The sequence below is a fragment of the Synechococcus sp. TAK9802 genome (genome assembly GCF_014279535.1).
GTDB lineage: Bacteria > Cyanobacteriota > Cyanobacteriia > PCC-6307 > Cyanobiaceae > Parasynechococcus.
Genome location: NZ_CP047937.1, coordinates 1,432,140 through 1,445,883, shown reverse-complemented (window position 1 = coordinate 1,445,883; position 13,744 = coordinate 1,432,140). Strand labels below are relative to the sequence as shown.

General features: G+C 56.2%; 15 protein-coding genes and 1 tRNA gene. 13 read left to right on the top strand and 3 right to left on the bottom strand.

Features of this window, described 5'->3' with window-relative positions:
- Positions 1 to 5: 5 nt before the first annotated feature.
- Genes SynTAK9802_RS08445 through SynTAK9802_RS08435 form a run of 3 tightly spaced genes read right to left on the bottom strand, consistent with a single transcriptional unit; the run spans position 6 to position 3,234 of the window.
- A complete protein-coding gene (locus tag SynTAK9802_RS08445) occupies positions 6 to 2,057 on the bottom strand; it encodes a transglycosylase domain-containing protein (protein WP_186495743.1) in 2,052 nt (683 codons plus the stop codon).
- The gene (gene chlG, locus SynTAK9802_RS08440; protein WP_186495742.1) at positions 2,054 to 3,007 is read right to left on the bottom strand and encodes a chlorophyll synthase ChlG; all 954 of its coding nucleotides are present in this window, start codon (positions 3,005 to 3,007) and stop codon (positions 2,054 to 2,056) included. Before chlG ends, SynTAK9802_RS08445 begins: the two co-directional genes overlap by 4 nt.
- A gap of 11 nt (positions 3,008 to 3,018) precedes the next feature.
- Positions 3,019 to 3,234 carry a DUF2862 domain-containing protein gene (locus tag SynTAK9802_RS08435; protein WP_114988478.1) on the bottom strand — a complete coding sequence of 72 codons (216 nt, stop codon included), beginning with the start codon at positions 3,232 to 3,234 and terminating at the stop codon, positions 3,019 to 3,021.
- A 56-nt stretch (positions 3,235 to 3,290) separates the two neighbouring features.
- Between SynTAK9802_RS08435 and hisF the strand changes: the two genes are divergently transcribed.
- From hisF to SynTAK9802_RS08370, 13 genes are all read left to right on the top strand, one after another.
- Complete coding sequence (hisF, locus tag SynTAK9802_RS08430) at positions 3,291 to 4,061, top strand: imidazole glycerol phosphate synthase subunit HisF (RefSeq protein WP_186495741.1); 771 nt, start codon at positions 3,291 to 3,293, stop codon at positions 4,059 to 4,061.
- Positions 4,058 to 4,759 (top strand): bifunctional demethylmenaquinone methyltransferase/2-methoxy-6-polyprenyl-1,4-benzoquinol methylase UbiE, encoded by a 702-nt coding sequence (gene ubiE, locus SynTAK9802_RS08425; protein ID WP_186495740.1) that lies wholly within the window; start codon positions 4,058 to 4,060, stop codon positions 4,757 to 4,759. Before hisF ends, ubiE begins: the two co-directional genes overlap by 4 nt.
- 79 nt (positions 4,760 to 4,838) lie before the next feature.
- Complete coding sequence (locus SynTAK9802_RS08420) at positions 4,839 to 5,189, top strand: hypothetical protein (RefSeq protein ID WP_186495739.1); 351 nt, start codon at positions 4,839 to 4,841, stop codon at positions 5,187 to 5,189.
- A 42-nt stretch (positions 5,190 to 5,231) separates the two neighbouring features.
- Entirely contained in the window at positions 5,232 to 6,122 is an 891-nt protein-coding gene (glyQ, locus tag SynTAK9802_RS08415; RefSeq protein WP_115008732.1) for a glycine--tRNA ligase subunit alpha, read from the top strand.
- A gap of 6 nt (positions 6,123 to 6,128) precedes the next feature.
- On the top strand, positions 6,129 to 8,006 hold the full coding sequence (locus SynTAK9802_RS08410) for a ComEC/Rec2 family competence protein (RefSeq protein WP_186498134.1): 1,878 nt from the start codon (positions 6,129 to 6,131) through the stop codon (positions 8,004 to 8,006).
- 25 nt (positions 8,007 to 8,031) lie between these two features.
- A tRNA-Ser gene (locus SynTAK9802_RS08405) sits at positions 8,032 to 8,118 on the top strand.
- Between the two features lie 171 nt (positions 8,119 to 8,289).
- On the top strand, positions 8,290 to 9,558 hold the full coding sequence (locus SynTAK9802_RS08400) for a site-specific integrase (protein WP_186495738.1): 1,269 nt from the start codon (positions 8,290 to 8,292) through the stop codon (positions 9,556 to 9,558).
- A 279-nt stretch (positions 9,559 to 9,837) separates the two neighbouring features.
- Entirely contained in the window at positions 9,838 to 10,038 is a 201-nt protein-coding gene (locus SynTAK9802_RS08395; RefSeq protein WP_186495737.1) for an AlpA family transcriptional regulator, read from the top strand.
- Between the two features lie 88 nt (positions 10,039 to 10,126).
- Positions 10,127 to 10,552 carry a hypothetical protein gene (locus SynTAK9802_RS08390; RefSeq protein ID WP_186495736.1) on the top strand — a complete coding sequence of 142 codons (426 nt, stop codon included), beginning with the start codon at positions 10,127 to 10,129 and terminating at the stop codon, positions 10,550 to 10,552.
- A 308-nt stretch (positions 10,553 to 10,860) separates the two neighbouring features.
- A complete protein-coding gene (locus SynTAK9802_RS08385) occupies positions 10,861 to 11,136 on the top strand; it encodes a hypothetical protein (protein ID WP_186495735.1) in 276 nt (91 codons plus the stop codon).
- 85 nt (positions 11,137 to 11,221) lie between these two features.
- Positions 11,222 to 11,557 carry a hypothetical protein gene (locus SynTAK9802_RS08380; protein ID WP_186495734.1) on the top strand — a complete coding sequence of 112 codons (336 nt, stop codon included), beginning with the start codon at positions 11,222 to 11,224 and terminating at the stop codon, positions 11,555 to 11,557.
- Positions 11,558 to 12,562: 1,005 nt separating this feature from the next.
- On the top strand, positions 12,563 to 12,874 hold the full coding sequence (locus SynTAK9802_RS08375; RefSeq protein ID WP_186495733.1) for a hypothetical protein: 312 nt from the start codon (positions 12,563 to 12,565) through the stop codon (positions 12,872 to 12,874).
- Positions 12,875 to 13,214: 340 nt separating this feature from the next.
- Positions 13,215 to 13,730, top strand: coding sequence for a hypothetical protein (locus SynTAK9802_RS08370; RefSeq protein WP_186495732.1), 516 nt, complete (start codon positions 13,215 to 13,217; stop codon positions 13,728 to 13,730).
- Positions 13,731 to 13,744 lie beyond the last annotated feature (14 nt).

The window sequence follows — 13,744 nt, the reverse complement described above, 5'->3', positions numbered from 1 at the left end:
TTGGATCAATCCCGGGTCCAGCGACGTCCCTGGCGATCAACGTTCCTGCCAGACCCCCTATCTCTCCAGAGATAGGGGGTCTGGCGAGGCGGAGGCGCCAAGGGCGTGAGATCGGGCAGGTCGGTCTGAACCGTCGGTTGAGCTCCATCAGGCTCGCCGCTGCCGTTCCCCTTCTTCTGCTTTGGTTTGGTCTTCGGTGGCTTGGCGATCGTTTTCGGGTCAACAGCCAAACGCACTTTGCGTTTCAGCTTGGGTTTGTCGGGGAATTTGCGGACGGGGATCTCGTCCTTGATCTGGAGCATGAACTGCTTCCAAGCCCATGCCGCCTCGCCGCTGGTGCTCTTGGTGGCGCGGTCGTCGTCGTATCCGAACCAGACGCCTGTTGTGAGCTGAGGAATCGAGCCGATGAACCAGAGATCACGGGTGTTCTCTGACGTTCCCGTTTTGCCTGCCACCTGGCGATCATCGAGTTTGGCGGCAATGCCGGTGCCGCCGGTCACCACCCGCTGCAGCATCCAGTTCACGGTGTCCGCCACATCACGATCAATCGCTCGCTTGCCTCGGTTGTCGCTCAGGCGCCGGCTCCAAAGCAGCTCATTCTTCGGTCCTCGGATTTCCTCAAAGGGGCTGGGTGAGAAGAACACGCCGCGGTTGGCCATGCCGGCATAGGCGGCGGTCATGTCGAGGATGGTTTGCTCGTAGGCCCCGATGGCCATGGGGTAGTACTTGCCGAGAGGCCGATCGGTGCCGATGTTGAAGTTGTTGGCAACTTCAATGACGGCATCAAATCCAACGATGTCCTGCAGTTGAACCGCCACCGTGTTGAGTGAGTTCTTGAGGGCATCGGCCAGGGAGATGTTGCCGTAGTACTTGTTGCCAAAGTTTTTGGGGCAGTAGCCGTTCCAGCACCGCTTGGCATCAAACACTTTGGTTTCGGGCTTCATGCCCCGATCAATGGCTGCGGCGTAGGGAAACAGCTTGAAGGTTGAGCCCGGAGAGCGCAGCGCCAGGATGGTGCGGTTGAACTGGCTCTTGGAGAAATCCTTGCCGCCCACCATCACCCGCACCAGTCCGTTGCCGGGATCGATCGAAACCATCGCACCTTCCGTGTCGAAGGGGGCATTGGCTCGAATCACTTGCTGAGCTTTCTTCTGCCAGTCGAGATTCAGGCTGGTGCGCACCTTGACCCCACCCACCTCCAGTTGTTCGGGCGTTAAGAATTTGGGCAGCTCCTGGGCAATCCAGGTGGTGAAGTAAGGCGCTGAACTGTTGAAGTACTTGGGTGTTGCGGGCTTCAGGCCGAGGGGGCTGTTGCGACCGCGCTCTGCCTCGCTGGCGGAGATGAATCCGGCCTGGGCCATGCGGTCCAGAACGATCGAGCGCTGTTCCTTGGCCAGATCCGGGTTCACCAGGGGTGAATAAATCGATGGAGCTGGCGGCAGCCCAGCGATCATGGCTGCCTCAGGAACCGTGAGCTGCTCCGGGGTTTTGGAGAAGTAGATCCATGCCGCATCGGCAACGCCATAGGCGCCAGACCCCAGGTAAACGTAGTTGAGGTACTGCTCGAGGATCTGCTGCTTGCTCAGCTGGCGCTCCAGCTTCATGGCCAGAGCCGCTTCCTTGAGTTTGCGGGTGATGGTGCGGTCTTGGCTCAAAAAGACGGTTCGAGCCAGCTGCTGGGTGATGGTGCTTGCTCCTTCCCGAACCGCGCCTTGGCGGACATTGGTGACGATGGCCCTGGCGATGCCCCAGCCATCCACACCGTCGTGCTGGTAGAAGCGACGGTCTTCGGCGGCGATGAAAGCCTCAGCCACCGTTGGCGGCATCGCACCGGGCTTCACCTTCTCCCGCGTGGCTGGCCCCAGCTTCTGGATCACCTTGCCGTTGGTGGAGAGCAGGGTGATCGTTCCCGGCCGATTGAAACTGGCAATCCCTCGGGCATCCGGCAGCGTGGCATCCACCAGTTCCGTCAGGGCGCGCATGCTTAGAGCAGCGCCCACGCCCACTGCAGCTGCTGTTCCAGCGATCAGTGCCCAGTGCAGGCGGGAACGGTTCACATCAGCTGGGTCAAGGGGCTATGGCCCACGGCCAGAGCGGTCACCAACATGCCGAGCACCAGGAAGGGCTGGGCACTGGCCTGATATTTCACGTCAAAGGCCACGGGGTCTCTCAGCAGCCAGATGTCCTGGAAGGTGATCTGGGGAACGATCAAGAGAACCAGTAGAACCGCTGCAAAATGCTGGCCGATCCCGATCAAGACGGCAACCATCGCCAGCTGAAAAACATCGATCATCGCGGCGCTGATCCAACTGGCGCGTTTGATGCCGAACACCACCGGCAACGACTGAAGCCCGAGTTCACGGTCGCCCTCAACGCTTTTGAAGTCGTTAACGACAGCGATGCCAAGGCCCGCAAGGCTGTAGGCCAGGGTGAGCAGTGCAGTGCCCCAGGTCAGCTGCCCAAACAGGGCCTGGCCGGCCCACCAGGGCAGGGCGATGTAGCTGGCGCCTAGGGCGTAGTTCCCCAGCCAACCGTTCTGCTTCAGCTTCAGCGGAGGTGCTGAATAGATGTAGCTCACAAACGAGCCACCCAACGCGAGCAGAAACACCACAGGCGTGGTGTGGCCGGCCCATCGGTCGAGTCCGTAGGACACGCCCAAACCGGCGAGCAGCAGCACCCAGATCTGCAGCTTCACCTGGCCCAGGGGAATCGCTCCCGACGGGATTGGCCGATATGGCTCGTTAATCGCGTCGATCTCGCGGTCGTAGTAGTCGTTGATGGTCTGGGTGAAGCCCGCCAACAAGGGGCCGCTCATCAACATGCAGGCGAAGGCTGCGAGCACGTGATCCACACGCCACGCGTAGTTGCCGCTGGCTGCAGCACCACAAACGACCCCCCAGATCAAGGGGATCCAGGTGACCGGTTTCATCAGCTGCAGCCGCAGCTTCCAGATGTTGGTGGTGCCTGAGGCACCCTTCATCCCAAGCAGCTGACGCGCGTCGCTCACAGAGACAGTCCTCAGGCGGCGGCGATTTCGTCTTCGAAGAACCAGCTGGTGGAGCCATCGCTGAGCTCAACAACCACACCGATTCCTTTGCCGTCGACGGTGCGGAAATCCTTCACCGTGCCGTTGGCGTCCTTCTTGAGAAGGTCAACCATGGCCTGGGGAATGCGATCACGCACTCGGGTCACGCGAACCTTGGAGCCGATCGAAATGGCGTCAGCCTGGGACATGGCCTGCGAGGCTTGGAGAGTGGCGCAACCCTAACAGTCGCTTTTGCGCCGAATCGATGGTTGCTCTGCGTCTGATTCCTTGCCTGGATGTCGCTCGGGGACGGGTGGTGAAAGGTGTCAATTTTGTTGGCCTGCGCGATGCCGGCGATCCAGTGGAGCTGGCTTGCCGTTACAGCCGGGCAGGGGCGGATGAACTTGTTTTCCTCGACATCGCAGCCAGCCATGAGGGGCGCGGCACCCTGATCGACATGGTGCGTCGCACAGCTGAATCGGTCACGATTCCTTTCACGGTTGGCGGCGGCATCAGCACCGTTGAGGGAATCACCGAGTTGTTGCGGGCCGGTGCCGACAAGGTGAGCCTCAACTCCTCGGCGGTGCGGCGGCCTGAGCTGGTGCGAGAGGGGGCCGATCAGTTCGGCTGCCAGTGCATCGTCGTGGCCATTGATGCACGTCGTCGCGATGCTGGCGGCTGGGATGTGTACGTGAAGGGAGGCCGCGAGAACACTGGCTTCGATGTTGTGGAGTGGGCCCAACGGGTGGCTGGCCTCGGGGCTGGAGAGATCCTGCTCACCTCCATGGATGGTGATGGCACCCAGGCTGGTTACGACCTCGCCCTAACCCGGGCTGTGGCCGATGCGGTCCCCATCCCGGTAATCGCCTCCGGTGGTGCGGGTTGCCTGGATCACATCGCTGAGGCGTTGGACGTGGGCCCCGAGGGAGGCCATGCTTCCGCAGCCTTGCTGGCCTCGTTGCTGCACGACGGTGTTCTCACCGTGGAACAGATCAAGCAAGATCTGCTTTCCCGTGGCCTGACGATCCGTCCATGAAGCCTGGTGATCCCGCGGCGGTGGAACAGCTGTTTGACGCTGTCGCTCCCCGCTACGACCGCCTCAACGATGTGCTCAGTTTCGGGTTGCATCGCCAGTGGAAACGTCAGTTGGTGCGCGCCCTCAAGCCGGTGGCTGGAGAGTATTGGCTGGATCTGTGCTGCGGAACGGGGGACCTGGCCTTGGAACTTGGGCGATGTGTTCGCCCCGCTGGTGCTGTCACTGGTCTCGATGCCGCCGCTGCTCCGCTTGAGCGCGCCCGCCAGCGCCAGCGCCAGCAGCCCTGGTTACCGGTGACCTTCCAGCAAGGGGATGCCCTCGACACCGGACTGCCCAGTGCCTGCGTGGATGGTGCGGTGATGGCCTACGGATTGCGCAATCTTGCTGACCCCCTGCAGGGGCTGAAAGAACTGCGCCGGCTGTTGAAGCCCGGCCGGCGTGCTGGGGTTCTGGACTTCAACCGTCTGCCCCAAAGCGGCGCGGCGGCTGCCTTTCAGCGCTTCTATCTGCGTCGCCTCGTGGTGCCCGCTGCCGCCTCTGTGGGCTTACGGGAGGAATACGCCTACCTGGAGAAAAGCCTGGAGCGCTTTCCTGCGGGGCCTGAACAGGAGCGGCTGGCAAGGCAGGCGGGATTTGCCGAAGCGAACCACCGCTCGCTCGTGGCCGGGCAGATGGGCGTTTTGATCCTTAGGACATGAATCTTCGCCTGCGTCGCTTGCGACACACCCCGCTGCTGACGTAGGAAAGCTGAAGAGAACGTTAAGGGGAGGTTCCGGTTTGGCGTTTCCGCTGCCGAAGCTGCTGCCCCGCATCGAAGAGCTGCTTCAGGAAGTGCAGTGGCTGGATGGCCTGATCCTGATCACCGACTCCGACCGCGCCTGTTTCGTCTCCTTCTCGCAGGTGGATCCTTTGCTGCGTCGCCTGCGCCAGCGCCCCAAGGGCCCTGAGGTCGCTGAAAAGCTGTGCATGTCCTTGCTGGATTGCCATGGCAAGGGCGGTGCAAAGCCCGTCCTGGTCTTTCAGGGGGATGGCAGTTTCTGGCTCGGAATGATTGGTCCCAGCGGCAATAATCCGCATCGCCAGCACGCCATCGCGCACTTGCACCGTTGCCTGGCTTTGGAGGGCTGAACGGCAACTGGGCAGAATCGGAACCCAGGACGCCCCGGCCCAGTGCATTTTCAGGACATCATCAGCACGCTCAACCGGTTCTGGGCAGACCAGGGATGTCTGTTGCTGCAGCCCTACGACACCGAAAAGGGTGCCGGCACCATGAGCCCCCACACGGTGCTCCGTGCGATTGGCCCGGAGCCCTGGGCCGTGGCCTATCCCGAACCCTGCCGTCGCCCCACCGACGGCCGTTATGGCGACAACCCCAACCGGGCCCAGCACTATTTCCAGTATCAGGTGCTGATCAAGCCATCCCCTGACGGCATCCAGGAGACCTACCTGGCGTCATTGGAGGCGTTGGGCATCAAGGCCGCTGACCACGACATCCGTTTCGTCGAAGACAACTGGGAGTCCCCAACCCTCGGCGCCTGGGGCGTGGGCTGGGAAGTGTGGCTCGACGGCATGGAGGTGACCCAGTTCACCTATTTCCAGCAATGCGGCGGCATCGATTGCAAGCCCGTTTCGATTGAGATCACCTACGGGCTCGAGCGGCTGGCGATGTATCTCCAAGACGTGGAAAGCATCTGGGACCTCAGCTGGAACAGTGAGCGCAGTTATGGAGAGATCTGGCTGCCGTTTGAAAAGGGGCAGTGCCACTTCAACTTTGAGGCCTCCAATCCCGAGCGGCTCAAGCAGTTGTTCGCCATCTATGAAGCGGAAGCTGCCGATCTGATCGAGAAGCAGCTGCCGGCACCGGCCTTGGATTTCGTTCTGAAGTGCAGCCACACCTTCAACCTCTTGGAGGCCCGTGGTGTGATTTCCGTGACGGAGCGCACCGCCACCATCGGTCGGATCCGCAACCTGGCCCGCAAGGTGGCCGAGGCCTGGCTGGCGGAACGGGAGGCCCTTGGTTTCCCGCTCTTGAAAGGGGGAACTCTCGAGACAGCGGCCTGATGGTTTCTGCGTCGACGTCGTTCTGCTGATGCCATTGCCCTCTGTCTCCTGGCGCTCCTTGTGCTTCGAGGGGTGCTGTGGGGGGCGCCGACGCCGAGCCGCTCCGATTCATCTCGCCTGATCCAGACGCCACCGGCGGCCGTGGCGATCAGCGGGCGCTTGCTTGCCGATGTGCGCCGTTTTCCCTCGGGGTGTTCCGGTCTATTGGAGCTGGATCGGATCGATGCTCGTCGGGTCGACGGGCGAACCGAGCTGCAGTTTCCTGAGTGCCCTGCACCCCTGCTGCAGGGCTGGCGTGTCCAGGCCACGGGGGTGTTGAGGCGTCCACTGCCAGCGGTACACCCGCTGTTGCCGGGATCGGCAGAACGCCTGGCCCGCCAAGGCAGTTGGAGTCAGCTGCGGGCTGAGAGCATCGAAGTGCTGCAGCGTCCATGGACGCCGTTGGCTGATCTGCGGCGCGATGTTGCTCAACGGCTGCAACAGGCCGTGGGGCCGCGGCGGGGCGGTTTCCTGGCCGCTCTGGTGCTGGGCAGCGCCCAGGTGCAGCTCCCGGAAGACAACCGAGCGGCGTTCCGCTTGGCCGGCTTGTCCCATGCCTTGGCGGCATCGGGTTTTCACCTCTCCGTACTGCTCGGCAGTGTGCTGATGCTGGCCCGCCGCTGGCCTCCTGGCCTGCGGCTTCCCCTGGCGGCCACGGCGCTGCTGCTGTTTCTCTGCCTTGCCGGAGCCGAGCCATCGGTGGTGCGGGCGGTGCTGATGGCTGCGATGGCCTTGCTGATTCGTGAGGCAGGTCATCACAGCCGTCCAGTCGGTGTGTTGTTGTTGACTCTCAGCGGCATGTTGCTGTTGCGCCCGGCCTGGGCCCTATCGATTGGTTTTCAACTCAGTGCGGCGGCCACCGCTGGGCTGATCCTGACGGCTCCTCGTCTCGAGAAGGCTGTTCAGGCGTGGTTGCCGGATCGCTGCCAGGGCCTGGCAGCAGCGTTGTCCATCCCTGTGGCGGCCTTGCTCTGGACGCTGCCGCTGCAGTTACTCCATTTCGGTGCCATGCCGTTGTACGCGCTGGTTGCGAATCTGCTTGTTGCCCCGCTGCTGGCCATGCTCTCGGCACTGTTGGTTCTCGTGGGGCCTACCGCTGTGCTGCCCCTGATGTTGTGGCCTGTTCATCAGTTGGCGGGCCTGGTGATCACCATGGCCAGCTGGATCAGCCACTGGCCTGGGGCTCAACTGCTCACCGGACGTCCCCAGATGTGGGTGGTTGCCCTGCTGGTACTGGGCTTGCTGCTTTGGTTGCTGGGGGCAGGGCCCTGTCGCCGCTGCTGGTCGTTGATCTCCCTGGCAACCGCCCTGCTCGTCCAAGGCCTCGTGCAGTTGAGCGATGGTTTGGTGACGGTGGAGCGGTTTGATCGTCACTGGTTGCTTAGTCGCCATCGTGGGCGTGCCGCTCTGGTTAGCACCCATGGCGATGCGCGCAGTTGCCGGATGGCCAAGAAGCTCGCCGCTGTGCATGGCCACGGCCGTCTGGACTGGGTGCTGCTTTTGGATCCTGTGGCCACAGACGTGCTGGCCTGCTGGCAAGCGCTGGCCCACCGCGTTGAGGCTCCCCAGCAAGGCCAAGCTCCCATCGCCATCGGCCAGGTGCTTCGGAGCGACGGCCTATCGGTGCAGCGCCTGCAGTCTCGCTCCGGAGCACTGGTGATGCGGGTGGGGCATCAGCGCTGGCAGCTGGTCCCGAGCCCTCAGGCCTTGTGGGCACTGCAGCAGCGGCAGCGATCAGAACCCCGGCCGCTGATCACCGAAACCTGGCTGGGGTTTAAGCCTTCCGCACCCCAGCGCCGTTGGCTTCTGAAGCATGGAGCAGGTGCTCGGTTCGTCGGCCTTTAAACTGCGGGGACGCCTGAGGGCGTGTGGAGAGGTGGCAGAGTCCGGTTGATCGCGCACGACTCGAAATCGTGTAGGGGTAACACCCTCGTGGGTTCGAATCCCACCCTCTCCGTTCTGAGTAAGTCCTGAAAGGTCTTCAAAAGCGTCACTTCCCCTGCGGCAGTGGCGCTTTCAGCGTTTTTGGAGTCTTCAGTCGTCCCAGAAAATCTCACTAAATGCTGATTTTGTGTTGTGAGGAGTGTTGTGAGTTAAAAAGGTCGTGTTGTGAGGAAAACTGCGTGTTGTGAGGAGCGGCAAAAAGTCCCTGACAGACAGCGAAGTTAGAGCACTCACCCCTGGTCCCCGCAGGGTTAATCATTCGCTTGGGAACTCTCTGCTTTTAGTCGTTGAGAGCGTCAAAAATGGAGGAAGCAAGCGATTCGTTGGTCGTTATCGCTTCCCACCAGGCAGGGAAGGAAAACAGCGAGAACTTGCGCTTGGCACCTATGGCAAAGGTGCTCGGAACCTCACTCTCAAACAAGCAAAGGACCGCTGGGAAAAAGAGCGTGTCTGGATGCTGGAGCACCCAGGCGAGGACCCCAACGACCGAGAGAAGAAGAAGCGTCTGCAACTGCTGAACCCTGATGGTCAGCACACCCTTGAGGACGCAGCGGAGGGTTACCTCCAGTTCCTGAAACAGCAGGGACGAAAGGCAGGAACCATCAAGGACTACAAGAACATGCTTTGGAATCAGGTCCTTCCTGCACTAGGTCCCAGCACTCCGCTGAAGGACTTGAACTGGAGCACAGGTGGAAGGCAAGCAGTTGTTGCTCTCAAAGAGGGCATCGCCAATCGGGGTGCTGCTTACCAGTCAGAGAAGGTCCTGATGGTGCTTAGGGGTGTGTTCTCCTATGCCATCGACAGAGCATGGATGGAGACGCCGAACCCTGCTCTCAAGACCGCCACGATTGATTCGGGGCACAAGAGCGAGAAGAACCCCGCACTCAAATGGGAGCAGTTGCCTCAGTTCTTTGAGGACCTCGACTGCAAGAGCGGTGAGTTGGTCCTGCAACTGGCGCTGAAGGTTCTCGCCATGACCTTCTTGCGGGTCGGGTCCTTGGTTCCTGCTCGCTGGGAAGAGTTGAACTACGAGAGCAAGGTTTGGACCATCCCTGCTGAGCGAATGAAGAGCGGGAAGGAGCACAAGGTGCCTCTGACCTGCCAACTCATTGATGCCTTTGAGGAACTCAGGAAGTTCAACGGTCATCAGGAGTTCGTTTTCTTCTCCCCGAGAGGCAGGAAGACGCCACACCTGAACCCGCAGTCACTGAACCAGCACCTCATCCATATCGGATACAAGGGCGTCACAACAGCGCATGGATTCCGAGCAACTGCTTTAACAGCAGGGATTGAGATTCTCGGATTTCCAACTGAGGTCGTGCGTAGGCAGATGGCACATGTCGTTGGGGACAAAGTTCAGCAGGCATACGACCGAAGCGAGTTCATGATTGAGCGCACTAAGTTCATGACTGCCTGGTGTGATGCCTTGGTCGAAGCGGGTCTCAAGATTTGAAATCTGTTCCCGATTCTTGTTCATAGGACTTCCTGGGACTAACTGGCATCACTGGGAAGTTGATTGTCAGAGTGTCCCCATAGAACGCTCGGGTCGCCTATTCTGATGCTATACTAAGTTCATCGAAACGAAGGGGACACACCTTCCGCTGCGATACAAATCAAATAACACTTACCCGATACGGGTTCTTTTCTACTTAACCAGACATTCCCACCCTGGTTTTACTGACTAACAAGTCAAAAAGCAAGAAACATTTTCGTTCCTCCGCTTTTTGATTCGATGATTAACATCAACTCTCAGTTCATTCGCCTTCCTCAGGTGAAAGAACTCACAACGTTGTCGAAGTCCAGCATCTATCGCTTGATGAGCGATGGAGACTTCCCTCAGCAGATTGCTATCGGTGCTCGTTCTGTCGTATGGCGGCGTCACGAGGTCGAAGCATGGTGCAACCAAAAGGTTGCTGCTGCGCTCATTAGTTGAGCACTAGATAGTCAATAAACTGACTTTAAACCCTATCGCAGAGAAACTGCGAGAAAAAACATCTTATAAACACTACACTCATAAACAAATGACTGAAAAAACAGCAACAAAAACGATTAAAGAACTTATGAATGGAGACAAACCAGGAGTGCTAAATCTCGTTTTGGAGCAACTTCTTGCTCCTGATTCGCCCTGGCGATTCATGCAACCGACTGCATCTGTTTGGTCGGAGTATGACCACCTCACGCTTGAAGACTTCAAAGAAGACTGTGAGTGGGATGAAAAATGGTATGTCCGCTTTAACTATGGTGTGAATGTATGCGACCCTTACAAGGATGAAAAAGTTTCATCCAAGGATGAAGCGAAAGCAAAGAGTATGGAAGATGCTCCAGAGTTTGATGAAAGCGATAGTGAGTGGTATGACCACTTTCAGGCAAACACTCCTACACGCAACTATCGGGACTATGCCGAAGTCCGTGTGAATGTCTCACACCTTCGCCTGAAAGAGTCTTAATACGGTCAGAAATGACCAATGACTCCCTCCAACGCAAACCGCAGGATATGTAAGTTCCTGCGGTCACTTGCGGATGAAGGAACTTTCCGAATGAGGAAGAACACAGGTCACCCCATCTGTATTGCTTCTTATGGAGGTGTGGAGAGGTCTTTTACCCTCTCCGCTTCTCCTGGAAAGAACTATCAGAGGCATATTCGTGCTTCGTTAAATCGCTTCATCCGCTCTCTACCTATTGAAAACAAACCTACATTCAACTTTTAACTATGGACTATCAAAAATGGACAATCACTTTCTCGAACCCTGATTGGTTGGAGAGCGAAGTGGTCTGTGAAGCAACAAATGAAGAACTGATTGATATGACTGACGAGTCGTATGAGTTCAGGGAAATGCTTAATGAAAATGAAGTGGTTGGTTCGCTTATCTCCTTCTGGGAGTGTTGGTGCGATATGAATGAGATTGAGGACTATGAGGGTAAGTCCCTTGGCGGTCCCACTCTTACAAAGTTACCTTATCAAAAGGAGACCATTCGCAAGGAAATGATTCAAGGGTGGGAAGAGCAAATCACCATTGATAAGCAGGATTGACCTGAACTCCTAATAAAAAAAGAGGCACTCCTGACTCTAAGAGTGCCTCTATTAGTGATTTAACTACCACAACTATTTAGATGCTATGACTGAACACGAAATACGACGAAGACTAAACCTGCATACAACTGCGACTGTTGTCATAACCTACAAGTCACCAGGAGAAGAATGGATGGTTAAAGATGATGGTTACTTCTATGACGACTCTACTTCTCTTACCTTTGATATTCATAAGGTTGAGGAAGCAGAGGCAGCAGTAGAGGAGATTCAGTTTGCTTCACGACTTCATCAAGATACTTTGAATGCATTCAGAGAAGCAGAAGTAAATACAGGTTCTGCTGAGGAGATGGGCACAGAACCTGTGAATGTCGATGAGCACGGGGAACTGCTTCCCAAGCGGCAAGAGGGCGATAACGACTGATGCAGTCACCAGAACAACTGCTGCAGCGTCTCTCGTGGCGCTTGCAGCATCTGGGATGGAGAAAGACCCAGGCAGATACTGCCTATCGGTTCAGGTGTCCCTACTGCCAGCACAGCACCGATACGCCTGCTTATGAGCACAAGGGATACATACATCCAGACCAGGGACGACCAGGAAGGTTTCGCTTCAAGTGCCACAACTGTGGCGAACACAAGTCACTACTGGACTTCGTGAAGGAGCAAGCACCTGACTTGCTTCTGCCACCTGCAGCACCCTCAGAGCAGGTCTCTGAACCCTCTGAGAGCAGCAGTAGCGGTCAGAAGGTGACCAAGTTGCCAAGGGAACACAGCGTCTCGGACAACCTCTGGTGGTCCAGGCATATGCCCAGGCACCTTTACAGGGGCAATCCGAGAACCATTAAGAGCAACAACGAAGACAGGGACTGAAGAGTCTCTGTCTTTTTTATTATCCTTGCTTGAATCATTTGTCTTTGTTTGATAACAATCGTTTATCAATAGTGTTTTCTGGCAGATAACTCTTATACATAGAGGTGAAGACCATGATGATTCATCTTCAAGTTCATTCTTGAAGAGGACCTGAAAACTTAAAGACTAAATAGTTTCAAGGGGTTTGACTTCCGTGCTCTTTCCGCATAAGAAGTTTTCTGGATACCTTCTGTTCCCTTTTTAATCTCTTTCTGAATAGAAGTTCATCAAATGGATTTTATTGTCGAGATAAAACTATTTGCGTAACCTCCTTAGCGTGCAACTTGTCACTTGATTGATTTTTCCAGAACCCCCTTTTTCTTATATGTGTTTCCACTAGATAGGATTATGAACCAAACAAAGACTCCTTCTTCAAACGTTTCTTTTAACTCTAGAGAGGTCCCTTATTTTCGTGCTTTAGAGCAAGACCTGGTGCGTAAGACAAGGATGACTAAATCCGCTGTCTATAAGCAGGCATTAAGGGAGTATCACGGCAAGCATTTTACTCATCAGATGTGATATGGACCAAGATGCATTATTCGCTATTCGTAAATGGTATGAAGACCAGTTGGAACTATTAAAAGGTTCTTCTGGTCACTCAACTGTTAGAAGATATATCCATCAGCGTATTAATGAAATCAATATGATTTTGTTTTCGCAGGATGAGAAAGAGACCTTGAGGTCACTTGATGCTCTGTTCTTGCTTGAACCGATAAGTAGAGATGCATCTCAAGTCAATCCTGATATCAATACAACCTATGAGGTGACCGATGAAGAGACACCCGATTTCGTTTTCAACCTTTGCAGCAGAAGCAAAGGCGTCCAAGACTAAGCAAGAAAAGCGAAGGAAGAAAATCAGCAAACTCCAGAGCAGAACTGGCGGGTCTGATGAACTCTGGTCTGGTCTTGAACAAAAGGAACACAGCAATCCAGCAGACCTGAACTGGAAAGCAAGGGAGACTTATACAGAGCAGTTCCTAAACCGCTTACGGGACTTGCTCAGCACTAATACAGAGATGACACCACTTGAGGTTGCCCAGCGTCTCTACATCATTTACGACGAAACTATTGGACAACGATGATGAATATCAAAATAAACTCGCTCAATCAGAGATATATCAGAGAGATGATTCAGAAGAACTCCAGATATGGAACTATGGAGTCACTTGTGAATGAAGCAGTTGAACTGTTCTATCAACAAGAAAAGAAACGTAGATTTAGATGATTTTAAAATGATTAGACGATATAAAGTTCATTCTCAAATCGGTAAATACAAAGCAACCTTTGAAATGGTCCTGGATGACAGCGACAGGAATGGCAAAACGCTGTCCCATATGAGGGAACTCATCTTCAAGCACGACCATCAGGAAGTTCCAGCAACGGCGCTGAAGCACTTCTATGAACAGTTCCAGGAGATGGCGATTCTCGGGAATAGTCAGAACGATTTGATTCCTCCTGACTTCAAGGCATATGTGATGGGAGACGCTTTGTGCCTGAAGTTCTGGAGAGAAGAGCAGGTGATTGAACGCACCGACTTCCTTGATAAGCAGGTGTATCTCTCTGACCCTCAGGAATGGGACGACCAACTCTCTTGGTGGCGTGAGGACCAGGAGAACGAACTGCTCACGCTCGCTGGAGTGCCACTAACGAAGAGCAAACCAAGGAAGCGCAAAGCAGTCACCTCTTGATCAGTGCTTAGTTG